Raw genomic sequence first — 24,007 nt, 5'->3', positions numbered from 1 at the left:
AACGGTGGCGGAGGGCATACGGTCAGCGCGTCGACCCCTCCACCGTGGCCGGTGCGATCACGCACGGCCTGCCGACGGGAGCGGTCATTCCCGCTCGAACACGCCCCAACCATCGAGAACCCGTTTGCCGACCCGCTGTGACGGAGTGAACACCCGCACCTCAGGGGGCGCCCGGCGCTCAAGGGCGTACCCGCTCCCGGAGCGGGCACCCTGAGGGTCACCGGCGCACGCCCCACGGCGGACGGATCAAGCCGATCATGGCGGACCCGCGGCGCCGCGTGTCGGCTCCGTGCGGCCCGACGCGGCCCGCCGCCCGGCCCCCGGTGCCACCCACCGGGCCCCCGGCTCGCCCGTACTGCGAACGATGGTTTACTATTCAAAGGAAGTGAGGGACGGCGACGCACCGCCGCTGACCTCGCTCTCCGGCGCCCCCGCGGTATCCGCGGACGCGCCCCTCACACCAGCCCCGGCCGGCTTCCCCCGTCTGGCCGGGGCTTCCCCCTTTCCCGACGCGGGTGCGCCGAACGGCCTACGCGGCACCCCGCCAACGGCCTACGCGGCGTCCCGCCAACGCCCTGCGCACGCGACCGGTACCGACCTACGCTGCCGGTATGAGTGCACACTTTGACGTTGTCGTCCTCGGCGCGGGCCCCGGTGGCTACGTCGCCGCGATCCGCGCGGCCCAGCTCGGCCGCAGCGTGGCCGTCATCGAGGAGAAGTACTGGGGCGGGGTCTGCCTGAACGTGGGCTGCATCCCCTCCAAGGCCCTGCTGCGCAACGCCGAGCTGGCGCAGCTGTTCACGCAGGAGGCCAAGACCTTCGGCATCCGGGCCAGTGGCGAGGTGACCTTCGACTACGGCGCTGCCTACACCCGCAGCCGCAAGGTCGCGGACGGGCGCGTCAAGGGCGTGCACTACCTCATGAAGAAGAACAAGATCACGCAGTACGAGGGCCGCGGCACCTTCGCCGACCCGCACACCCTCCAGGTCGCGCTCTCCGACGGCGGCTCCGAGACCGTCACGTTCGACCACTGCATCATCGCCGCGGGCGCCACCACCAAGCTGCTGCCGGGCACCTCCCTGAGCGAGCGGGTGGTGACCTACGAGGAGCAGATCCTCAGCGACGAGCTGCCCCGCAGCATCATCATCGCGGGCGCCGGCGCGATCGGCGTGGAGTTCGCGTACGTACTGCGCAGCTACGGCGTGGACGTCACCATCGTGGAGTTCCTGGACCGGCTGGTCCCGCTGGAGGACGCCGAGGTCTCCGCCGAACTGGCCAAGCGGTACAAGCGCCTGGGCATCAACCTCCTCACCTCCACCCGCGTCGAGGCCATCGACGACGACGGTAGCGGCAGCGTGAAGGTGCACGTCAGCACCGGCGGGCAGCGGCAGACCCTGGAGGCCGACAAGGTCCTCCAGGCGATCGGCTTCCAGCCGCGCGTCGAGGGCTACGGCCTGGAGAACACCGGCGTACGGCTCACCGAGCGCGGCGCCATCGACGTCGACGGCCGCTGCCGTACGAACGTCCCGCACCTCTTCGCCATCGGCGACGTCACCGCGAAGCTGATGCTCGCGCACGCCGCCGAGTCCATGGGCATCGTCGCCGCCGAGACGATCGCGGACGCGGAGACCATGGAGCTGGAGTACGTCATGATCCCGCGCGCGACGTACTGCCAGCCGCAGATCGCCAGCTTCGGGTGGACCGAGGCGCAGGCCCGGGAGCAGGGCTTCGACGTCCAGGTCGCCAAGTTCCCGTTCACCGCGAACGGCAAGGCGCACGGCCTCGGCGACAGCGTCGGCTTCGTGAAGATCCTCAGCGACGCCCGCTACGGCGAACTCCTCGGCGCCCACCTCATCGGCCCCGAAGTCACCGAACTGCTACCGGAACTGACGCTGGCTCAGCAGTGGGACCTGACCGTCCACGAGGTGGCCCGCAACGTCCACGCACACCCGACGCTCGGCGAGGCGGTCAAGGAGGCCGTGCACGGGCTCGCGGGGCACATGATCAATATGTGAGAAGCCGGGCCATACCCCCTGGTCGCGGCACTCCGTGCCCCGCCGTGGCCGAGCCGAAAACGAGCGGCGGCGCGGCGGGGTCCGGCGACACTGAGGCATGTCCAGTGTGTCCCGGGGGAGCCGCCCGTACCGGCTGCGCGATCATCCGCTCCGCGTCCGCCTCGGCCCGCTCGCGAGCACGCTGCGGGACGTGTTCGGCTGCCTCGGGGTGATCGTGACCGCGGTACTGGTCTCGCTGCTGTGCGTGCTGCTATCGCAGCAGTTCCCGCAACTCGCGGAGATCTCCCCTTGAGAGGGCGGCAGGCCCGCCCCTTGAGCGACGCGTGGCGCTCTACGCCCGTAGATCTCCACACTCCTGACACTCCTTCACACCACAAAGGTCACACCGTGGTGATGCCGGAGTGGCAGCATGCCTGCGGCCGACAGACCGTCGGCCGGCCTCGGCCCGCGCTCCCCCACGTATCCGCGCGGGCCGGCCCACGCGCATGGGGGAGAGGACACCACTCGTGGACATATCCCGTACCGCCACTCGGCGCAGAATCGTCACGGCACTCACAGGTACAGCGCTGCTCGCCCTGGCCGTCCAGGTACCGGCCACCGCGGCCCCCGAGCCCGCCCCTCCGCACCGCATCACCGCCACCGCGTACGACACCACCACGTACGACGACACGTACTACAAGGACGCGCTCGGCAAGACCGGTCCCGCGCTCAAGTCCGCGCTGCACACGATCATCAGCTCCGGCGTCAGCAAACTCAGCTACAGCCAGGTCTGGGACGCCCTGAAGGTCACCGACCAGGACCCGAAGAACTCCGCGAACGTCATCCTGCTCTACACCGGCCGCTCGCAGAGCAAGGACGACAACGGCGGCGACCCCGACCAGTGGAACCGCGAGCACGTCTGGGCCAAGTCGCACGGCGACTTCGGCACCGCCACCGGGCCCGGCACCGACATCCACCACCTGCGCCCGGCCGACGTGTCGGTCAACAGCACCCGCGGCAACAAGGACTTCGACAACGGCGGCAGCGAGGTCGGCGAGGCGCCCGGCAACTACACCGACGGCGACTCCTTCGAGCCCCGCGACGCGGTCAAGGGCGACGTGGCCCGCATGATCCTCTACATGGCCGTCCGCTACGACGGGGACGACGGCTTCGCCGACCTGGAGCCCAACGACAAGGTCGACAACGGCTCGGCCCCCGCCATCGGCCGGCTCAGCGTCCTCAAGACCTGGAGCGAGCAGGACCCGCCGGACGACTTCGAAAAGAACCGCAACGAGGTCATCTTCGACAAGTACCAGCACAACCGGAACCCGTTCATCGACCACCCGGAGTGGGTCAACGACATCTGGTGACCGTACGCGGTCAGGGGTGGTGGCCGCCCGCCGCGGCCACCATCCGGCCTCCCCGCTTGCGCATGTGATCGCTGTACGAATAACGGGCGGTCAAATTCTCGTTGCTGATCTGTTGGAAACGGTCAGGAAGTGGCACGCTCTGTCCGTCCCAACTGCTGGTTCACAACAGGAGGGGCTGGTTCCGTGTGTGCGCGCGGACCATGTACCGCCTCGTACCACCCGCACCACTCCGTACGACTCGTATGAGCGGGCGGCCGCTACCCATGGCCGTCCACCCCCCTCGACGGGCCGCCACCCCGCGGCCCCGTACCAAGGAGACCGCGTGAGAGGCTCTGCCCACAGACGTAAGTCCGCCCTCCGTGCCGCTGCCCTGGTCGCTTCGGCGGCCACGGTCGTGCTCGGCGTACAGAGCGCCCCGGCCGGCGCCCAGAGCGCCGAGAAGACCGGTGCCGTCGCCCTGTCGGCCGGCCAGCGCGCCGCTGCCGTCAAGGACGCCCAGTCCGGCGCCGCCGCCACCGCCCGCGCCATCGGCCTCGGCGGCAAGGAGAAGCTGGTCGCCCGGGACGTCATCAAGGATGCCGACGGCACGGTGCACACCCGCTACGAGCGGACCTACGACGGCCTGCCGGTCCTCGGCGGCGACCTCGTCGTGCACGAGAAGAAGAACGGCGACCGCAAGGTCACCAAGGCGGTGAAGGCACGAATAGCCGTGCCGACCACCACGGCCGAACTGCCCGCGGCGAGCGCCGAGAAGAGCGCGCTGAAGACCTCGGCGGCCGAGAAGAACACGAAGACCGATGCGAAGCAGGCGCCGCGCAAGGTGATCTGGGCCGCCGACGGCAAGCCCGTGCTCGCCTACGAGACCGTCGTCAAGGGCGTCCAGAAGGACGGCACCCCCAGCGAACTGCACGTCGTCACCGACGCGGCCACCGGCAAGCAGCTCTTCGCCGACGAGCGCATCGAGACCGGCACCGGCACCGGTGACTACAACGGCACGGTCTCCCTCGGTACCACGTCCACCGGCTCCGGCTACGACCTCAAGGACGGCGCCCGCGGCGGCCACCGGACCTACGACCTGAACCAGGGCACCTCCGGCACCGGCACCCTCTTCCACGACGCCGACGACGTCTGGGGCGGCGGCCGCCAGTCCGCCGCCGTCGACGCCCACTACGGCGCCGCCACCACCTGGGACTTCTACAAGAACGTGCTGGGCCGCTCCGGCATCAAGAACGACGGCGTCGCCTCGTACTCGCGCGTCCACTACGGCAACGCGTACGTCAACGCCTTCTGGTCCGACAGCTGCTTCTGCATGACCTACGGGGACGGCACGGGCAACGCCAACCCGCTGACGTCGCTGGACGTGGCGGCGCACGAAATGAGCCACGGCGTCACCTCCAACACCGCGGGGCTGCGCTACAGCGGCGAGTCCGGCGGCCTCAACGAGGCCACCTCGGACATGTTCGGCACCTCCGTCGAGTGGTACGCGCAGAACGCCAGCGACCCGGGCGACTACCTCATCGGCGAGAAGATCGACATCAACGGTGACGGCAGCCCGCTGCGCTACATGGACAAGCCCAGCAAGGACGGCGCCTCGCGCGACTCCTGGTCCAAGGACCTGGGCCGGATCGACGTCCACTACTCCTCGGGCCCGGCCAACCACTGGTACTACCTGCTCTCCGAGGGCAGCGGCGCCAAGACCATCAACGGCGTGAGCTACAACAGCCCGACCTACGACGGCAAGGCGGTCAGCGGGATCGGCCGCGCCAAGGTCGAGAAGATCTGGTACCGGGCGCTCACCACGTACATGACGTCCACGACCAACTACGCGGCGGCCCGCACCGCCACGCTCTCGGCCGCGAGTGACCTCTACGGTGGCTCCAGCGCCGAGTACCAGGCCGTGAACGCCGCCTGGGCCGCGATCAACGTGCGCTGACACCGTGCGCTGAGCCGGCACACCCCGGTACGGCCACTTCTCGATCACTCGTCCGGGTGACTACTCCGGTATCCCGCTTTTCGGTCCACCGGTTGGGTAGTCCCCCGAGGCACGCCGGGGGGCGCGGGCATCCGCAAGGGTGCCCGCCATGCCCGCCCCCCGGCACCGTCGAGAAAGGCCGGGGACCCGTGACACAACCCTTCCACCTGCCGGATTTCTACACGCCGTATCCGGCACGCCTGAACCCACACCTCGAAGCGGCCCGCACGCACAGCAGGCAATGGGCGCGCGAGATGAACATGCTCGAGGGGTCCGGCATCTGGGAGCAACGGGACCTCGACGCGCACGACTACGCACTGCTGTGCGCCTACACCCACCCCGACTGCACCGCCGACGACCTCGCCCTGGTCACCGACTGGTATGTCTGGGTCTTCTTCTTCGACGACCACTTCCTGGAGACCTTCAAGCGCTCCGGTGACCGCGAGGGCGGCAAGGCGTATCTCGACCGGCTGCCCGCCTTCATGCCGATGGACCTCGCGGAGGGGATGCCCGAGCCGACCAACCCGGTGGAGGCCGGCCTCGCCGACCTGTGGGCCCGCACGGTCCCCGCGATGTCCCCGAAGTGGCGCGAGCGCTTCTCGGAGAGCACGGTCAACCTGCTCAACGAATCCCTCTGGGAGCTGTCGAACATCAACGCCCACCGGGTGGCGAACCCGGTGGAGTACATCGAGATGCGCCGCAAGGTCGGCGGCGCGCCCTGGTCCGCCGGACTCATCGAGTACGCGGCCAGGGCCGAGGTCCCGGACCGCGTCGCCGCCTCCCGGCCGCTGCGGGTGCTGCGCGACGCCTTCTCCGACGCCGTGCACCTGCGCAACGACATCTTCTCCTACCAGCGCGAGGTCGAGGACGAGGGTGAGCTGAGCAACGGCATCCTGGTCCTCGAGCGGTTCCTGGACTGCTCGACCCAGGAGGCCGCCGAGGCGGTCAACGACCTGCTGACCTCACGCCTCCAGCAGTTCGAGCACACCACGCTCACCGAACTGGAGCCGCTCTTCGCGGAGTACGCGCTCGCGCCGGACGAGCAGGCCAGAGTCCTCGCGTACGTCAAGGGTCTGCAGGACTGGCAGTCCGGCGGCCAGGAATGGCACATGGTCTCCAGCCGGTACATGAACGGCGCGGGGGAGGGCACGGCCCCCGCGGCCCCGCGCCGCTTCTTCTCGCTGCCGCTGGGCGCCCTGGGCCTGGCCGCGCTGGACGTCACGCCGGCGGCGCCGACCACGGCGCGCGCCGAGGCCGCCCGCGCCCGCACCTTCACACACGTACCGTTCCAGAAGGTCGGCCCCTCCCGGCTGCCGGACTTCAAGCAGCCGCTGCCCGGCCGGCTCTGCCGGCACCTGGACACCTCCCGGAAGCACCTCGTCGAGTGGGCCCACCGGATGGGCATCCTGGAGGAGCAGCCCGGCATCCCCGGCTCGCAGGTGTGGACCGAGGAGAAGCTTCTCGACTACGACCTGCCGCTCTGCTCGGCCGGCCTGGACCCCGACGCCACCCTGGAGGAGCTCGACCTCAGCTCCGCGTGGCTCGCCTGGGGGACGTACGGCGACGACTACTACCCCGTGGTGTTCGGGCGCCGCGGCGACCTGGCCGGGGCCAAGGCGATGGACGAGCGGCTGGCCGCCTGCATGCCGCTGGACTGCACCCCGCCCCCGCCGGCCACCCACGCGCTGGAGCGCGGCCTGGCCGACCTGTGGCAGCGCACGGCGGGCCCGATGAGCGCGGAGAACCGCCGCCGCTTCCACGACGCGGTGCGCGTGATGACCAGGAGCTGGCTCTGGGAGCTGGACAACATGGTGCAGAACCGCATCCCCGACCCCGTCGACTACATCGAGATGCGGCGCCACACCTTCGGCTCCGACATGACGATGAGCCTGTCCCGGATCAGCCACGGCAATTCCGTCCCCGGCGAGATCTACGAGAGCGGGCCGTGGCGCGCCCTGGAGAACGCCGTCATCGACTACGCCTGCCTGCTCAACGACGTCTTCTCGTACCAGAAGGAGATCGAGTACGAGGGCGAGGTGCACAACGCGATCCTGGTCGTGCAGAACTTCTTCGACGTCGACTACCCGACGGGGCTGCGCATCGTCGATGACCTCATGAACAGCAGACTGGACCAGTTCGAGCACATCGTGGCGAACGAACTGCCGGTCCTCTACGACGACTTCGGCCTGGGGGAGGACGCCAGGAAGGGTCTCGACACCTACATCGCGGAGCTGCGCGACTGGATGTCCGGCATCCTCAAGTGGCACTACGACTGCCGGCGCTACAAGGAGTCGGACCTCGTCCGGCACCACGCGGCGGAGCGGCCCGGCGGCGGCTCCGGCGCGGCCGGCGGCCGGCGCCCGCCGGTCCCCACCGGCATCGGCACCTCGGCGTTCCGGGTCCCGCGGCCCGAGCCCGTCGGCTGAGGTTCGGTCCCGCGGTCCGGGCCTGTCGGCTGACGCGCGGACGGCCCGCCGGCGCGCAGCCGGCGGGCCATCACGGCTCTCAGGGCAGGATCTTCTCCATTGCCGCCTGCCCTTCGGTGGCCAGTTTGCGGCGTGCCCATTCCAGATTCTTGGGCGTCAGGTCACGCCCGGTGGCCATCACCAGGTCCTCGGGGGTGGCGTCGGCCGACGGACCGCTGTGCAGGCTGCGGTCCGGAGTGGTGAGATCCTCGGGCTCGGGCCGCGATTGCTTGTCCATGCCGCCTCCTCGCGCCTCACGGTGTTCCTCCATCTTTGCCGCAGATGGGCCGGTATGCACACCGAAGGCGGATCGGCGGCCGCCGCGGTGACCGTACGTACGCATCGCTCGCCGACCGTCACGGATTGTCGAAGCCCGAGCGGGCAATCCCCGGGTGGAGTAACCCGCTCGTTCCGGTGGGTCAACGACGGCGGTATTGCCCGGTCGGGTGTCATGCTTCTACCGTCTGTGGATCCGGCCGGGTTCTACGGGTGTAGACCGGCCGCGACGCGGTGTCAGGGACGGCAGGGGTGGGTCGGTGCCCGGGCGACGATGCGCGTGGGCTGCTTCTGCCGCTCCGGTCAGTGCCGGAGTGCCGGCGGTGGAAGGGGACAGGACTGTGAGTCGTACGGTCATCCGTGGCGGGCTGGTCATCACCGCCGCCGACGAGATCCACGCCGATGTGCTGGTCGAGGGCGGCCGGGTGGTCGCGCTGGCCGCGAACGGCCCGGAATACGCGCTCGGCTGGTCGGAATCGGCCGACCGGGTCATCGACGCCACCGGCAAGTACGTCATCCCGGGCGGCGTGGACGCGCACACGCACATGGACTTCCCGTTCGGCGGGACCGCCTCCTGCGACACCTTCGAGACCGGCACCCGGGCGGCGGCCTGGGGCGGCACGACCACCATCATCGACTTCGCCGTGCAGTCCCGCGGGAAATCGCTGCGCGACGGCCTCGACCAGTGGCACGCGAAATCCGACGCGCAATGCGCCGTCGACTACGCGTTCCACATGATTCTCTCCGACGTGAACGAGCACACCCTCAAGGAAATGGACCTGCTGGTGGCGGAGGGGGTGACCTCCTTCAAATTGTTCACGGCCTATCCGGGGGTGTTCTACAGCGACGACGGACAGATCCTGCGCGCCATGCAGCGGGCCGCCGGGAACGGCGGACTGGTGATGATGCACGCGGAGAACGGCATCGCCATCGACGTCCTCGTCGAACAGGCGCTGGCCGAGGGCAGGACCGATCCGCGTTACCACGGCGAGGTGCGGCGCGCGCTGCTGGAGGCCGAGGCCACACACCGTACGATCCAGCTCGCCAGGGTCGCCGGCGCGCCGCTCTACGTCGTCCACGTATCCGCCGAGGAAGCCGTCGCGGAACTGACGCAGGCCCGCGACAAAGGACTCCCCGTATTCGGCGAGACCTGCCCGCAGTACCTCTTCCTCTCCACCGACAATCTCGCCGAGCCCGATTTCGAGGGCGCGAAATACGTCTGCAGTACTCCGCTGCGGCCGCGCGAACACCAGGCGGCGCTCTGGCGCGGCCTGCGCACCAATGACCTCCAGGTCGTCTCCACCGACCACTGCCCCTTCTGTTTCCGCGGCCAGAAAGAGCTCGGCCGCGGCGACTTCTCGAAAATCCCGAACGGCATGCCCGGCGTCGAGAACCGCATGGACCTGCTCCACCAGGCCGTACTGGACGGCCACCTCACCCGCCGCCGCTGGATCGAGATCGCCTGCGCCGCGCCCGCCCGGATGTTCGGGCTGTATCCGAAGAAGGGCACGATCACGCCCGGCGCCGACGCCGACATCGTCATCTACGACCCGCACGCCGAGCAGGTCATGTCGGCCGAAACCCACCACATGAACGTGGACTACTCCGCGTACGAGGGGCGACGGGTGACCGGTCAGGTGGAGACTGTCCTCTCCCGCGGCGAACTGGTCATCGACCGCCGGGAGTTCACCGGCCGCGCGGGCCACGGACAGTACGTGCCGCGGGCGACCTCCCAGTACCTCTCCTGAGCCGGGCCGCAAGGCCCGCACCCGGGACGTCAGTCATCACCGGCTCTACACCAGGGAGTTGAAGCGATGGACTTTGGAGTCGTCCTGCAGACCGACCCGCCCGGCTCGGCCGTGGTCGGGCTCATGCGCCGCGCCGAACGGCAGGGCTTCCGCTACGGCTGGACCTTCGACTCCGCCGTGCTCTGGCAGGAGCCCTTCGTCATCCACGGCCGCATCCTCGAACACACCGAGCGGCTGACCGTGGGCACCATGGTCACCAACCCCGGCACCCGCACCTGGGAGGTCACCGCCTCCACCTTCGCCACCCTGAACGAGATGTACGGCAACCGCACGGTCTGCGGCATCGGCCGCGGCGACTCGGCGATGCGGGTCGCAGGGCGCCGCCCGAACACCCTCGCCCGCCTCGGCGAGGCCATCCCCGTCATCCGCGACCTCGCCGAGGGCCGCGAGGCCGTCGTGGACGGCAAGCCGCTGCGGCTGCCGTGGGTCCGCGACGGGAAGCTGCCCGTCTGGATGGCCGCGTACGGTCCCAAGGCGCTGGCCATGGCCGGCCGGCTCGCCGACGGCTTCATCCTCCAGCTCGCCGACCCCTTCCTGGCCGAGTGGATGATCAAGGCGGTACGGAACGCGGCCACCGAGGCCGGGCGCGACCCGGACGCGCTGACGATCTGCGTGGCGGCGCCCGCGTACGTCGGCGGCGACCTGGCACACGCCCGCGAGCAGTGCCGGTGGTTCGGCGGCATGGTCGGCAACCACGTCGCGGACCTGGTGAGCCGGTACGGCGAGCACTCCGGCATGGTCCCCGAGGAGCTGACCGCGTACATCAAGACCCGCGAGGGCTACGACTACGCGCACCACGGCCGCGCCGACAACCCCGACACCGCCTTCGTCCCCGACGAGATCGTCGACCGCTTCTGCCTCCTCGGCCCACCCGAGGCGCACCTCGACAAGCTCCGTGCCCTGCGCGCGTTGGGCGTCGACCAATTCGCCCTCTACGCGATGCACGACGCGAAGGAAGCCACGATCGACGCGTACGGCGAGCACGTCATCCCGGTGCTGGCGGCGGAGTGAACACGCCCACGGCGTCGGCGGACAGCCGGGACGACGGCCACCCGGACCCGGACGGCCGCATCGAGCTGCCGCCGGACGCGATACCCGCCGACGGCCGCTTCGCCAACGCCGATCTGCGCCCCGTACCGGCCGCCGACCGGCACTGGACCACGTACAACTTCGCCGCCCTCTGGGTCGGCATGGCCCACAACATCCCCTCCTGGACGCTGGCCTCCGGCCTGGTCGCGCTGGGCATGGACTGGAGACAGGCCGTGTTCACCATCGCCCTCGCCAACGTCATCGTCCTGCTGCCGATGCTGCTCACCGGTCATGCGGGACCCAAGTACGGCATCCCCTTCCCGGTCCTCGCCCGCGCGTCCTTCGGGCTGCGCGGTGCGAACCTCCCCGCCCTCGTACGGGCCGCCGTCGCCTGCTGCTGGTTCGGCATCCAGACCTGGATCGGCGGCCAGGGCATCTACATCCTGCTCGGCAAGATCTTCGGCGGCGGCTGGGCCGCGGCGACGCCCGTCGCCGGGTACCCCTGGACCCTCTGGCTCTGCTTCGCCGTCTTCTGGGCGCTCGAACTCGCCATCATCGCGCGCGGCATGGAGACCCTGCGCCGCTTCGAGAACTGGGCGGCTCCCTTCGTCCTCATCGGCGCGGTGGCCCTCCTCGCCTGGATCGCCGCAAAGGCAGGCGGCCTCGGCCCCCTCCTGGACCAGCCGGGCACGCTGGGCTGGGGCCCGGACTTCTGGCGGGTCTTCTTCCCGTCCCTGATGGGGATGATCGGCTTCTGGGCGACGCTGTCCCTCAACATCCCCGATTTCACGCGCTTCGGGGCCGGACAGCGGGCCCAGGTCTGGGGGCAGACGCTCGGACTGCCCACCACCATGACGGCCTTCGCGCTGCTCTCCGTGCTGGTGACCTCCGGCTCGCAGGCCGTGTACGGCGCGCCGATCTGGGACCCGGTCGCCCTCGCCGGCAAGGCCGACAACGTCTTCGGCCTGCTCTTCGCCCTCGTCACGGTCCTCATCGCGACGATCAGCGTCAACATCGCGGCCAACGTGGTCTCCCCGGCGTACGACCTGGCCAACCTCGCCCCGCGCTTCCTCACCTTCCGCAGCGGCGCGCTGATCACCGGCGTGATCGGCGTCCTGGTCCTCCCGTGGAAGCTCACCGCCACGCCCGAGCTGTACATCTTCACCTGGCTCGGAGTGGTCGGCGGCCTCCTCGGCACCGTCGCCGGCGTCCTCATCGCGGATTACTGGATCATCCGCCGGACCGTTCTCGACCTCGCCGACCTGTACCGTCCGGGCGGCCGTTACTGGTACCGAGGCGGCTGGAACTGGCGCGCCGTCCTCGCCTTCGCCGTCGGCGGACTGCTGGCAGTCGGCGGCTCGTACTCCGCTCCGGGAAAGGGCCCCTTCCCCGCCGACGGCCTGCTCCCCTTCCTCCGCCCTCTCGCGGACTACGGCTGGGCGGTGGGACTCTGCGCGTCGCTGGTGCTGTACACGGCGCTGATGGCTCGGCGTCGGGAGGGGTGACTGCCGGCCTGGAGGCACTGGAGAGACTGGCCGGCGCACGGGCCCGACGTGCGTGGGGTCAGCCGCGGACGCCGAAGTCGACGCGGTCGGCGAGGCCGGCGGCGGCAAAGGCGGCGATGAGCTCGTCGCGGCCCTCGGTGAAGTGGGCCCAGCTGTCGTAGTGGACGGGGACCACGCGGCCGGCGTCGAGGATCTTCGCGGCCTCTGCGGCCTGGGCGCTGTCCAGGACGATCAGCCCGCCGTCGAAGACCTCGGAGAAGCGGGGCGCTCCGGCGAAGAGCAGGGCCGTGTCCACCGGGGCGAAGCGCCCGGCGATCTCCTTGACCGCGTCGAGAGAGGCGTTGTCGCCGCTGACGTAGACGGTGGGCAGGCCCTCGCCGGTCAGGACGAACCCGACGACCTCGCCGCAGATCGGCTCGACCTCCTCGCGCTTGCCGGGGCCGTGGATGGCGGGCACGCCGGTCACCGTGACCGTGCCGGGCCCGCCGTCCCGGCGCTCGAGCTCGATCGACTGCCAGTCGGCGAGGCCGGCGGCCGCCTCTCCGAGACGCTCCCCGCCGCCCGGGGTGGTGAGTGTCAGCGGGACGTCGGCGAGCAGGGCGCGGCCGGAGGTGTCGAGGTTGTCGGCGTGCTCGTCGTGCGAGAGCAGCACCACGTCGACGCGGCCGAGATCGGCCGGGCTGCCGTCAGCCGCCGCGGTCTTGGTCAGCATGACGGCCGGTGCCGGGTGGTCGCCGGGGCCGTCGAAGGTCGGGTCGGTGAGAAAGCGCAGGCCGCCGTACTCGAAGAGGGCAGTCGGGCCGCCGAAGACGCGGACGGGGAAGGCGGCGGTCTGCAGGATCGGGGAAGACACGAAAGAAGTTCCTCACGGATAGGTTGCGTGTTAACCGTGAGTGGACTGTAGGCGTGACTCACGGATGAGTGCAACCCGTACCATGAGAAGCGTGGAAGAGTTCATGAGGGAAGAAGCAGCCTTGCCGTCGGCGCCGGGCGAGGCGGAGCACCCCGCCCTGGCCCTGGTCAACAGCGCCGTCGCACTGCCCGGCGGGCACACCGCCGACCTCCTGGGCACTCCGGCGCAGGCCGAGCAGTGGCTGGAGCAACGCGACCTCGCCCCGGCCGGCGCCGGCCTGGCGGAGGTCTGCGCGACGCAGCTGCGCTCACTGCGCGAACAGGTCAGGTCGCTCCTGGCCTCCCGTGTCGCCGGGCAGCCCGCCCTGCCCGCCGCCGTCACGGCGATCAACGACGCGATGACCCGCGTACCCACCGCATCCCTCCTGCTGTGGGACGAGAAGACCGGCCCCTACCGCGCCGCGCCCCACCCCACCACCGCGATCGTCGAGCACGCCCTGGCGGTCATCGCCGCCGACGCCGCCGACCTGCTCACGTCCCCCGACGCCGCCCGCCTGACCGCCTGCGCCTCCCCGCCCTGCAACCGCTTCCTGCTCAAGCACGGGCGCCGCCAGTGGTGCTCGACCCGCTGCGGCGACCGCGCCCGCGCCGCCCGCGCCTACGCCCGCCGCACCGCGATGGAGTGACGACGCCACATCGCCGGCCGGTGGGACACGACAGCACCTGGTGTCCGAGCCAGGACTCCGGGGCCGTGAAGGCGCGGGAACTAGGGAGTGCTGCTCGGGATCACGCAGTTCTTCGGTTGTTCGTGGCCGGTGGGCCAGCCCAGGCCGACGAACTTCAGCTTGCCGAGGCCGCTTCGGCCCGGGTCCAGCTCGACGACCGCGGCCGGCTTGTCGTACGCGTTGCCCCCGCTGGTCAGGCAGATCAGGCCGCTCGTGCCCTGGACCCGGTGGCGGGACTGGAGCAGGGACCACTGCCTGCCGACGTCCTCACGGCTGGGCACGGCCTCGGCGCCGCCCTTCTGCGCCTGGTGCAGCGCCTTGCCGATGGTCATGAGGCCGTCGTACACCAGCATCGTCCGGGAGTCCTGCAGGTTCGGGTCGGAGCCGAGCCGTACGCCCTCGCTGCGCGTGCTCTCGATCCGCTTCTTCAGGGTGGTCAGGGCCGCCATGGGCTCGGTGAGGTACTGGGGGAGCTCCGCCGCGGTGGGCTTGCGGTCGTGGCCCGCGTCCCACTTCCGGTTCCAGTCGGCCAGTTCGGTACGCCAGGCGTCCGGATGCGCGGGGGCTGCGTACTGCACCGTCACCTTCGGCCTGCCGTCCGTGCCGCGCAGTTGTTCCCAGTTCTTCTCCGTCATGTCCTGCCGCAGCGAGGCCGCGTCGGAGCCGCTGACGATGGTGTAGTGCCGGTTCTTGCAGTCCACCTGGGCGAGCTTGAGCGCGAAGATGCGCAGATGCAGCGTGCGGCCCGCGAAGTACACCGTGTCGGCGCCGGAGTCGCAGATGTTGTTGGCCGTCTGGGCGAATTGGTTACCGGTCGAGCCCGCCTCGTCGATGGCCGGGGACTCGAAGGGCATCGCGGCGGGGCCGGCCGGGCCCTTCTCCTTGATCCCGCTGAACGCCTTCGCCAGCGACTCGTTGTATCCGTCGCTGCGCTGGTCGTAGACCAGCACGGTCCTGCGGTTCTGCCGACCCCGTTCGCCGTTGAAGTTGGCCAGCGCCTGGGCCGCGTCGTGGTTGGTGGGGAGGATCCGGGCGAGGCCCGGGAAGCGCAGCTTCGCCGTCCCGTCCGTCCGGTCCTCGTTCGCGATCCGGTCCCCGCTGATCCGCGAGGCGAGTACCGGGATCTTGCGCTCCGTCAGCCGCTTGACGGCTTTCTCCGTGTCACCGAGGCTGAGGTTGAAGCCCGTGACGGCGCGCAGCCGGTCCTCGGGCGAGTCGGCCATTTGCAGCAGGGTGTCCACCACCTGCTCCTGCTGCTTGTAGTCCCGCCCGGGGTTGGCCAGCATCAGCCGGATCTTCGGCGGCTCTCCCTCGCCCTCGTTGGCCTGCCGCTGCCCCAGATACGCGCCCTGGAGGTCGCTGCGCATCTGCCGGCGCAGCGCCGCCCTGTCCGACTGGAGCGGCAGCATCACCGCCACCGTGACGTGCGGCTGGCCGTCGATCTTCTTGTTCTGGCGGGCGATGGCGCGGGACACGTCGGCGATCTCCGCCGTGCCGAAGTCGTAACCCTCGCCGTTGACGCCGATGCACTCGTCACCGACCCGCTCGATGCCGTCGGCACAGGTGTCCAGCTTGTGGGTGATGACCACAGCGAGCCACCCGCAGCCGGCCAACGCCCCCACGGCCAGCAGCGCGTAGAGGAACTTCTTCCATATGGGCATCCCCGTTATCTCCTTCGCCCCAGCTGCTCTGTGCAGGTGCAGCGCAGCAACGGCTGCTCGTTCGCCGCCAGGCCGCTCCAGTGGGTCGCCGTCTTGCTGAGCTGTCCCGCGCCGTCGAACTCCATGATCGAGAGCAGCTCCAGCAGCTTGGCGAGTGTGCGGGCCGTCTCCTTTCCGGTCGGTCTGGTCCGTTCCTCGCACAGCCACACCGCGTGCAGCAGCTGGTCGACGGTGCGGCGCAGCGCCGGACCGTCCACCGCCACCAGGCCCTGCGCGCGCTCCCGCCGGGCATCCGCACCGCCCGGATACGGCGCCTGCGCGATCTCCAGCAGCTCCGCGCACCACTCCTGGGGGCGCCCGGGCAGCGTGGCCGCCAGATGGCGGGCCACGTCGTCCGCACCGCCGGAGACCAGGTGGTGGTTCATCCGGTGCGCCGTGACCGAGCGGAACGCCCCGCCGCCCGGCGCCTCCTCACCCACCGCCGCGCGGAGCGCGTAGTGGTCCCGCAGCAGGTGATGATCGGCGTACCAGGCGGCGGCGCCGGGGCGCAGCCCGTACAGCCGGTGTACGAGCAGCTGGCGCAGCCCGAAGTCCCCGATGAAGTGCCGTTCGCAGCTGGGCCACCCGGTGTCGGTGAGCAGCTGCGACACATGATGCACCGTCAAGTGGTGTACGCGGCCCGACTGATGGTGCCGGAGCAGGACATCCGCGCACTCCTCGTCATGTGCCACCGACAGATGCGTGAGCAGGTCCAGCCACTGGTCGCGGTGCTCGCTCGGCAGCCCCACCGGCAGCTGGTCCAGGATCAGCTCCTGGAGCAGTACTTCCGTCACCGGCCGCTCGGTGGTGCCGTCGCCGGGGAGCAGCAGCGGGGCGGCCAGGAGGTCCCGGTCGTTGGCGTCCACGGGCATCCGGAAGGCCGCGGCAGCGGCGGCGAGCCGGATCACCGTGTGCGGCCGTCCGCCGCTCAGCCGTGCCACGGCGGCGTCGATGCGGCGGCGGTTCGCGCCGCCCTCCGGCTCCGCGCGCGTCTGCCGGCGCTCGGTCTCCTGGCGCAGCTGGTCCCCGGTGAGGAACGGCATCCGCAACAGCAGTACTCCGTCGGCCAGCGGCGCCCGGTCCGGCCCGCCGTCCGTGCGCCGGGACCACGCGGGCGGACCGCCGTTGGCGAGCCGGAACTCCGCCGGCGGCACCACCTCCTCCGGCGGCAGGCCGCCGTGCAGGAAGGCGCCGCCGTCCGCCCGGAGCGCCGTGCCCACGATCACCACGCGGTCGCGCTGCCCGCCCCGGCGGTCGGTGAGCACGGCGCACAACAGCCGCTCTCCCAGCGGCGATACGGCGTGGTCCAACAGCAGCCCGGGGCGGCCGACCCTGCTCAGCCAGCCGAACGCCGAGGCGTACGCCGCCTCGAGATCCTCGCGCAGCGCCCGGAAGAGGAAGCCTTCGGCCAGCTCGCGTGCCTCGCCGCCGGCCTTGAAGTCGGCGGCGAGATTGCTCAGCCCGTGCTTGGGCTGACCCGCCGCGCCCGGATACGCGCCGTAGATGCGTTCCAGTTCCACCCTGCCGCGGGGCGCCAGGCGCTCGAAGAGGGCGTCCAGCAGCGCGTTGCTCACGGCGGCGGAGTACGGATCGAGCTCTTCCCCGGACAGGGTCGTCAGCAGATTCCGGACGGTCCCGCGGATCACGCCCTTCCAGAAGTCGCCGCCACCCAGGCCGCGGAGACGCCCCTTCTGGGGCAGCTCCTCGTACCGTTCGACCTCCGTCGCGACCGCCTCAGGGGTGCCCTCGGCGGCACCCGTCGCGATCACCGCGAGGCCCGCGAAGAGCCGGGGGAACGCGAACGAGCCGCCCGTACCCTGCCAGGTGCTCAGCCGCCGGGCGACCTCGGCCAGCGCCTCGGTCGCATCCGAGCGGGCGCCCGGCTCCGGCTCCGCCCGGTCCGCGTACACCGGCGAGCCGCTGTCCAGATAGATCACCGGCACCTTGGTGGCGAACCGGTCCCGCACCGCGCGCAACAGCCGCCCCTTGCCCATGCCGGGGCCGCCGGTGAGGAGTACTACCGGCAGGTCGGGACCGTACAGTGGCTCCCGCCCGCTGCCCGACGGCGACCGCCCGAACAGCCGCGCAAAGAAGCCCTCCTCGCTGAGCAGCTTCTCGAACCCCAAATCGTCACGCACGAACTCCTCCCCCATGGAGCGCTCTCCCGCCCGGGAACGGGTGATGACCGGTTCGCCGGCTGGCCGGGTGACTGGTTGGCCGGTTGGTCTGTGACCGGTGACCGGTGTGCCGGAAAGAGGCTAGTGGAACGCGCACCCATTCTTCGGGGTAATGAGGCCCATGGGGAAGGGAGCGGAGTGGGTTGCTTTACCGCGGAGTTGGGGGTGACGACGCGCCAGGCCATGGGGCCGAGCCGAGATCAGCCCGCCGGCGGTGCGAAGTGGTTTCGCGCCGCCGGCGGGCTGCCCCCCGTGGATTCCGCGTCAGTACGCGATGCGGTCGGTCTTGGCCAGCCACGCGTCGAACGGCTCCGTGCGGTTGGGCAGGTCCAGGTGCTGGACCGCCATGGGCCACATCGACGAGGGCTTCTTCTCGAACAGGTCGTAGAACTTGCGGTCGTCGAAGCCGGCCACCGCGGCGTCGTGCCGGTCGGCGGAGTAGATGATCCGGTCGACGCGCGCCCACAGCGAGGAGGACAGACACATCGGGCACGGCTCGCACGAGGTGACCAGGGTGCAGCCTTCGAGGGAGAAGGTGTTCAGCTCCTTGCAGGCGTTGCGCAGCGCGGTGACCTCGGCGTGCGCCACGGGGTCCAGGGTCGAGGTGACCTGGTTGTTGCCGGTGGCGACGACCTCGCCGTTCTTGGCGACCAGGGCGCCGAACGGGCCGCCGCCGTTGGCCACGCTGGTGGTTGCCAGCAGGATTGCCTGCTGCATCCAGGCCTGCTCGACGTCCTGGGCGTTGGTTTCCTGGGCCTGAGCGGTCATGGTGGTGCTCCTTCGCGAAGAGAGAGGGTGGGTGTGGGGTGCCGCCCTGCGTGCGGGGAAAAGGCGCAGGTGGGACAGCACGGCGCGCCCCCCTCCTGCTCATCGCAAGGCGCCCTGGGGCTTCGCGACTTGACGCCAAGTACACAGGCAGGGGCTGGAACCAGCCAGGGATGGAAGGCATGAAAGCATGGGCCGACCGAAACGCGATCTTCGTAGATTCCTACATGAGCCGGTCCCGGGCCGGTCAGGGGCCGGTCCCGGGCCGGTCAGGAGCCGGTCAGGGGCCGGTCCTGGGCGAAGGTCCGGAGCAGGTCCGCCGCGACGCTCACCGCGATCGTGGCCGGTTCCTTGCCGCTGATCTCGGGGAGGCCGATCGGGGTCTTGATCCGGTCGATGGTGGCGTCGTCGTGGCCGCCCTCGGTGGACAGGCGCTTGCGGAAGCGGGCCCATTTGGCGGCCGAGCCGATCAGCCCGATCGAGCCGAGACCGGTGGTGCGCAGGGCCGCGTCGCACAGTGCGGCGTCCTCGGCGTGGTCATGCGTCATGATCAGGATGTGGGTGCCGGGCGCCAGCTCCGCGAGCACCTCTTCCGGGAGCAGCGGTGTGTGGTGCACGTGGACCTGTGCCACCGCGTCCGTACGCAGCACGGCGAGCCGCTCGTCCGTGAGCATGTCGGGGCGGCTGTCGACCAGGTGCAGATCGACGTCGTGGCGGGCCAGGATGCGGGCCAGTTCGTAGCCGACGTGCCCGACGCCGAAGATCGCCACCGCCGGGACCACCGGCAGCGGTTCGAGCAGCACGCTGACGGCTCCGCCGCAGCACTGCACGCCGTGCTTGCCGGTGACCTTGTCGTTGAGGGCGAAGTCCATCAGCTCCGGCTCCGGACCGGCCGAACCGATCAGCTCGCGGGCCCGGTCGACCGCGACGGCCTCGATGTTGCCGCCGCCGATCGAACCCCACGTCTCGGTCCGGCCCACGACGAGCTTCGCACCGGCCTTGCGGGGCGCGTGACCGCGCACGGTCGCGACGGTCACGAGCACGCCGGTCTCCCGGCGGGCCCGCAACCGCGCGACCGCGGCCACCCAGGTCATGTCAGGCATTGCTCAAGGCGCTCGCAGTGACGGGGGCTTCGGTGCCGCTGCTCCCCGTGTCTCCGCCGCGAGCCGCTTCGATGGCCCAGTACACCGCCTCCGGGGTCGCGGGGGAGGCGAGGTCCACGCTGACTCCCGTGGGCCCGAACGCCGCGGCGGCCTGCCGCAACGCTTCGCGCACCGAGAACGCCAGCATCAGCGGAGGCTCACCCACCGCCTTGGACCCGAAGACCGCGCCCTCCTCGGTGGCGTTCTCCAGCAGCGTGACGTTGAACTCCTCGGGCATCTCCGAGAAGCTCGGCAGCTTGTAGGTGCTGGCGGCCTGGGTCTGCAGCCGGCCGCGGTTCGGGCCGTCACTGGTGTCCCAGCGCAGGTCCTCCAGCGTCAGCCAGCCCGCGCCCTGCACGAAGCCGCCCTCGACCTGACCGATGTCGATCATCGGGGAGAGGCTGTCGCCGACGTCGTGGACGATGTCGACGCGACGGATGCGGTACGCGCCCGTAAAGCCGTCCACCTCCACCTCGGTCGCGGCGGCGCCATGGGCGAAGTACTTGAACGGCGAGCCCCGGAACGTTTTCGCGTCCCAGTGCAGGCCCTCGGTCCGGTAGTACCCGGCAGCCGACAGCTGAACGCGCTGGAAGTACGCGGTGCGCACCAGGTCGTCCCAGGCCAGCTCCGCGTCGCTGCCCAGGGCGCGTGCGACGCCCTCGACGATGCGGACGTCCGAGGCGTTCGCGCCGAGCTGGGTGCCGGCCACCTGCAGCAGCCGCTCGCGCAGCTGCTCACAGGCGTTCTTGATCGCGCCACCGTTGAGGTCGGCGCCGGAACTGGCCGCGGTGGCCGAGGTGTTGGGCACCTTGTCCGTACGCGTCGGGGCGAGGCGCACCTTGTGCAGCGGAATGCCCAGCGTGGTCGCGGCCACCTGCAGCATCTTGGTGTGCAGGCCCTGGCCCATCTCGGTGCCGCCGTGGTTGATCAGGACCGAGCCGTCCTTGTAGATCAGCACCAGCGCGCCGCCCTGATTGAAGGCGGTGAGGTTGAACGAGATGCCGAACTTGATGCCGGTGATCGCGAGGGCCCGCTTGGTGTGCGGGTGCGCGGCGTTGAAAGCCGCGATCTCACGCTTGCGGTCGGCGATGCCGGCGTCGTCCTGGACCTGCTGCCAGACGGTGGAGATCCGTTCGGGCTGCGTGACCGGCTGTCCGTACGGCGTCGTCTGGCCCTGGCCCGGCCGGTAGAAGTTGCGCTCCCGCAGCTCCATGGGGTCCAGGCCGAGCTGCGGCGCGACGCGGCCCAGGATGTCCTCGATCACCAGCATGCCCTGCGGCCCGCCGAAGCCGCGGAAGGCGGTGTTGGAGACCGTGTGGGTCTTGGCGATGCGACCGGCGACGCGCGCGTTGGGAATCCAGTACGTGTTGTCGATGTGGCACAGCGCGCGGGCCAGGACCGGCTCGGACAGGTCCAGGCTCCAACCGCCGTCCGCGGTCAGGGTGGCGTCGAGGGCCTGGATGCGGCCCTCGGCGTCGAAGCCGATCTTCCACGTGGAGTGGAAACCGTGCCGCTTGCCGGACATGGTCAGGTCCTGGGTCCGGTTGAGCCGGAACCGGACCGGCCGGCCGGTCAGCTTGGCGCCGAGCGCGGCGACGGCCGCGAAGCCGTGCGGCTGCATCTCCTTGCCGCCGAAGCCGCCGCCCATCCGCAGGCACTGCACCGTCACCTCGTGGCTCGGCACACCGAGCACGTGGGAGACGATTTCCTGGGTCTCCGAGGGGTGCTGGGTGCTGCTCTGGATGAACACCTGCCCGTTCTCGTCGATCTGGGCGAGCGCCGCGTGCGTCTCCAGGTAGAAGTGCTCCTGACCGGCGAACTGGAACTCGCCGGTGAAGACGTGCGCGGAGTCGGCGAAGCCGGCGTCGATGTCACCGGTCTCCATGAGGGGCTGGGCACCGTGATAGCTGCCGGCCGCGATCGCGTCCTGGAGCGTGACGAGGGAGGGCTGCTCGTCGAGCTCCACCTCGACGGCCGCCGCACCGAGCCGGGCCGCCTCCAGGGTCTCGCCGAGCACCCAGGCGACCGCGTGGCCGTGGAACATGACCTCGTCGGGGAAGAGCGGTTCGTCGTGCTTCATGCCGGCGTCGTTGACGCCGGGCACGTCGGCACCGGTCAGCACGCGGACCACACCGGGCACGGCGAGCGCGGGCTCGGTGCGCAGCGCGGTGATCCGGCCGTGCGCCTTCATGACCTGGACCGGGTAGGCGTGCAGCACGTCCTTGGTGCGGTGGATCAGGTCGTCTGTGTAGAGCGCGGTACCGGTGACGTGCAGGCCGGCGCTCTCGTGCGGCATCGGAACGCCGACTACCGGCTTTTCGGGAATCTCGGACAGATGACTCATGACGACACCGCCTCGGTGGTCTGTGCGTGCAGCTTCAGCAGGCTCTGGCCGAGCATCGCGGAACGGTAGAGATCGCTGGCGCGGTGATCGCTCATCGGCGTGCCTTCACCGCGCAGCACCCGGGCCGCGGCCTCGACGGTCTCCGTCACCCACGGCTTGCCCTCCAGGGCCGCCTCGGTGGCGAGCGCGCGGATCGGGGTGGCGGCCACGCCGCCCAGACCTATGCGGGCCTTGCGGACGATTCCGCCCTCGATGTCGAGCGCGAAGCCGACCGCGACGCTGGAGATGTCGTCGAAGCGCCGCTTGGCGATCTTGTGGAAGGCCGTGACCGGCGACAGCGGCCGCGGAATGCGCACCGCGCGGATCAGCTCGTCGGGGCGGCGCACGCTCTGCCGGTAACCGGTGAAGTAGTCCGCCAGCGGGACCACGCGCTCGCCGTCGGCGTCGGCGAGCACCAGCGACGCCTCAAGGGCCAGCAGTACCGGCGGACTGTCGCCGATGGGCGAGCCGGTACCCAGGTTGCCGCCGAGGGTCGCACCGTTGCGGATCAGCCGGGACGCGAACTGCGGGAACAGCTCGGCAAGAAGAGGTACTTCACCGTCGAGCTTGCGCTCGATCTCGGTGAGCGTCAGCGCGGCGCCGATCTCGATGTAATCGGATTCGACGCGCAGCTCCCGCATTTCGGCGAGCCGGTCGATGGCGACCACGCATTCCGCGCGCCGGGAACGGATGTTCACCTCGACGCCGAAGTCGGTGGAGCCGGCGACGACGACCGCTTCGGGCCGCTCGCGCAGCAACTGCAGCGTCTCGGAAAGGGTGTTCTTCCGTACGAACGCCTTGTCGTCCTGGGAGTACTCAGTGGCGACCGGCTCCGGCGGGGACTGCTCGCGGCGTTGCGCCAGCGGGTCGTCCTCGGCGGGCTCACCCACGGCGAACGCGGCATCGCGAATCGGACGGTAACCGGTGCAACGGCACAGGTTTCCGCTCAGCGAGTGCAGATCGAATCCATTCGGACCGTGCTCACCGTCGACCTCATCGGCTTTTTCCGAGCCCTCGTGCGCGCAGCGGTCCGGCCGGTAGTACTCGGAGGCCATGCTGCAGATGAACCCCGGTGTGCAGTAACCGCATTGGGAGCCGCCGCGGACCGCCATCTCTTCCTGCACCGGGTGCAGCGCGGGCGGCGTGCCGGGTGCGCCGGCGGTGGCGAGGCCTTCGGAGGTGATGACCTCCTGGCCGTCGAGCGCCGCGGCCGGGACGAGGCAGGCGTTGACCGCCACCCAGTCGGTCGGCTTGTTCACCCCGGGGCGGGCCACCAGGACCGAACAGGCGCCGCACTCGCCCTCGGCGCAGCCCTCCTTGGTGCCGGTGAGTCCCCGCTCGCGCAGGAAATCCAGCACCGTGGTGTGGGGGGCGGCCGGTGAAATGGGGGTTTCTTTCCCGTTGACCGTGATCCGTGCCGCTACCATGGCACATCCTCATTTCGGCGCGCGGTCGATATGGTTGTCCTAGTCGCCATTTCAGGAGCTTTCTATTTCGAGATGGCACAGCTCAAATAGCCGCCGCGTGAATCGGCACGGCGCAAGAATCCGCAGCGCTGATCAGCGCGCGGCGACGTGCCGCAGGCGGTGACGGAAAGAAGATGCCGGGGCCGCGAAACGGGCACGCCGGAAGAAGGGCTGCTCAGCAGCCGTGTGCTACACGACCCGGGATCCAGGCGGTCCGGAGAGCGAGGCGATGCAGGTCGAAGAGGGTGGACATTCGACTTCGCCTCCTTCCGGCAGCTCACGAGTCACGAGTCAGTGCAGTTGACGCTACGTTGCCGCAGAACCATTGGTCAAGGCCCCTGCGGCTTTACAGGTTTGGCGCTACGGCACCCGGGTTCG

General features: G+C 70.4%; 17 protein-coding genes. 9 read left to right on the top strand and 8 right to left on the bottom strand.

The genetic code is table 11. The annotated features are described in order from the left end of the window. Window positions 1-611: 611 nt before the first annotated feature. The 5 genes from lpdA to ACZ4MH_RS19935 all read left to right on the top strand — a co-directional run bounded on the left by lpdA (window position 612) and on the right by ACZ4MH_RS19935 (window position 7,762). Window positions 612-2,015, top strand: a complete 1,404-nt coding sequence (lpdA, locus tag ACZ4MH_RS19955) for a dihydrolipoyl dehydrogenase (protein ID WP_351596058.1) — start codon at window positions 612-614, stop codon at window positions 2,013-2,015. 97 nt (window positions 2,016-2,112) lie between these two features. Further along, the gene (locus tag ACZ4MH_RS19950; protein ID WP_351596055.1) at window positions 2,113-2,307 is read left to right on the top strand and encodes a hypothetical protein; all 195 of its coding nucleotides are present in this window, start codon (window positions 2,113-2,115) and stop codon (window positions 2,305-2,307) included. Between the two features lie 193 nt (window positions 2,308-2,500). Continuing rightward, window positions 2,501-3,364 (top strand): endonuclease I family protein, encoded by an 864-nt coding sequence (locus ACZ4MH_RS19945; RefSeq protein WP_467754600.1) that lies wholly within the window; start codon window positions 2,501-2,503, stop codon window positions 3,362-3,364. Between the two features lie 322 nt (window positions 3,365-3,686). Beyond that, window positions 3,687-5,297 (top strand): M4 family metallopeptidase, encoded by a 1,611-nt coding sequence (locus ACZ4MH_RS19940; RefSeq protein WP_351596052.1) that lies wholly within the window; start codon window positions 3,687-3,689, stop codon window positions 5,295-5,297. A gap of 188 nt (window positions 5,298-5,485) precedes the next feature. After that, window positions 5,486-7,762, top strand: a complete 2,277-nt coding sequence (locus tag ACZ4MH_RS19935) for a terpene synthase family protein (protein WP_351596050.1) — start codon at window positions 5,486-5,488, stop codon at window positions 7,760-7,762. Window positions 7,763-7,841: 79 nt separating this feature from the next. Here ACZ4MH_RS19935 and ACZ4MH_RS19930 read toward each other — a convergent pair whose 3' ends face one another. Continuing rightward, window positions 7,842-8,039: a hypothetical protein gene (locus tag ACZ4MH_RS19930; RefSeq protein WP_351596047.1), complete on the bottom strand. Its 198-nt coding sequence runs from the start codon at window positions 8,037-8,039 to the stop codon at window positions 7,842-7,844. 379 nt (window positions 8,040-8,418) lie between these two features. Between ACZ4MH_RS19930 and hydA the strand changes: the two genes are divergently transcribed. The 3 genes from hydA (at window position 8,419) to ACZ4MH_RS19915 (ending at window position 12,419) form a co-directional block, all read left to right on the top strand. Then, window positions 8,419-9,825 (top strand): dihydropyrimidinase, encoded by a 1,407-nt coding sequence (gene hydA, locus ACZ4MH_RS19925; protein ID WP_351596044.1) that lies wholly within the window; start codon window positions 8,419-8,421, stop codon window positions 9,823-9,825. Window positions 9,826-9,891: 66 nt separating this feature from the next. Beyond that, complete coding sequence (locus ACZ4MH_RS19920) at window positions 9,892-10,896, top strand: TIGR03842 family LLM class F420-dependent oxidoreductase (protein ID WP_351596041.1); 1,005 nt, start codon at window positions 9,892-9,894, stop codon at window positions 10,894-10,896. Continuing rightward, the gene (locus tag ACZ4MH_RS19915; RefSeq protein ID WP_351596038.1) at window positions 10,893-12,419 is read left to right on the top strand and encodes an NCS1 family nucleobase:cation symporter-1; all 1,527 of its coding nucleotides are present in this window, start codon (window positions 10,893-10,895) and stop codon (window positions 12,417-12,419) included. The genes ACZ4MH_RS19920 and ACZ4MH_RS19915 overlap by 4 nt, the downstream gene beginning before the upstream one ends. A gap of 58 nt (window positions 12,420-12,477) precedes the next feature. Here the strand turns inward: ACZ4MH_RS19915 and ACZ4MH_RS19910 are convergent, their stop codons facing one another. Next, window positions 12,478-13,272, bottom strand: coding sequence for an MBL fold metallo-hydrolase (locus tag ACZ4MH_RS19910; RefSeq protein ID WP_351596036.1), 795 nt, complete (start codon window positions 13,270-13,272; stop codon window positions 12,478-12,480). A gap of 103 nt (window positions 13,273-13,375) precedes the next feature. On the opposite strand from ACZ4MH_RS19910, the gene ACZ4MH_RS19905 reads away from it, so the two are divergent. After that, window positions 13,376-13,957: a CGNR zinc finger domain-containing protein gene (locus ACZ4MH_RS19905; protein WP_467754599.1), complete on the top strand. Its 582-nt coding sequence runs from the start codon at window positions 13,376-13,378 to the stop codon at window positions 13,955-13,957. Window positions 13,958-14,037: 80 nt separating this feature from the next. On the opposite strand, the gene ACZ4MH_RS19900 is transcribed toward ACZ4MH_RS19905, so the two are convergent. The 6 genes from ACZ4MH_RS19900 to ACZ4MH_RS19875 all read right to left on the bottom strand — a co-directional run bounded on the left by ACZ4MH_RS19900 (window position 14,038) and on the right by ACZ4MH_RS19875 (window position 23,590). After that, window positions 14,038-15,657 carry an ABC transporter substrate-binding protein gene (locus ACZ4MH_RS19900; protein ID WP_351596030.1) on the bottom strand — a complete coding sequence of 540 codons (1,620 nt, stop codon included), beginning with the start codon at window positions 15,655-15,657 and terminating at the stop codon, window positions 14,038-14,040. 5 nt (window positions 15,658-15,662) lie between these two features. Then, on the bottom strand, window positions 15,663-17,834 hold the full coding sequence (locus ACZ4MH_RS19895) for a hypothetical protein (protein ID WP_351596027.1): 2,172 nt from the start codon (window positions 17,832-17,834) through the stop codon (window positions 15,663-15,665). Between the two features lie 303 nt (window positions 17,835-18,137). Further along, window positions 18,138-18,641, bottom strand: coding sequence for a nucleoside deaminase (locus tag ACZ4MH_RS19890; protein ID WP_351596024.1), 504 nt, complete (start codon window positions 18,639-18,641; stop codon window positions 18,138-18,140). 266 nt (window positions 18,642-18,907) lie between these two features. After that, a complete protein-coding gene (gene xdhC / locus ACZ4MH_RS19885; protein WP_351596082.1) occupies window positions 18,908-19,732 on the bottom strand; it encodes a xanthine dehydrogenase accessory protein XdhC in 825 nt (274 codons plus the stop codon). A 1-nt stretch (window position 19,733) separates the two neighbouring features. Beyond that, window positions 19,734-22,124 (bottom strand): xanthine dehydrogenase molybdopterin binding subunit, encoded by a 2,391-nt coding sequence (gene xdhB, locus ACZ4MH_RS19880; protein ID WP_351596021.1) that lies wholly within the window; start codon window positions 22,122-22,124, stop codon window positions 19,734-19,736. Continuing rightward, window positions 22,121-23,590 carry a xanthine dehydrogenase small subunit gene (locus tag ACZ4MH_RS19875; RefSeq protein WP_351596018.1) on the bottom strand — a complete coding sequence of 490 codons (1,470 nt, stop codon included), beginning with the start codon at window positions 23,588-23,590 and terminating at the stop codon, window positions 22,121-22,123. The genes xdhB and ACZ4MH_RS19875 overlap by 4 nt, the downstream gene beginning before the upstream one ends. Between the last annotated feature and the right edge of the window lie 417 nt (window positions 23,591-24,007).

This window comes from Streptomyces sp. NPDC026301, from assembly GCF_055567935.1.
This window is presented reverse-complemented; position numbering and strand designations above follow the sequence as displayed.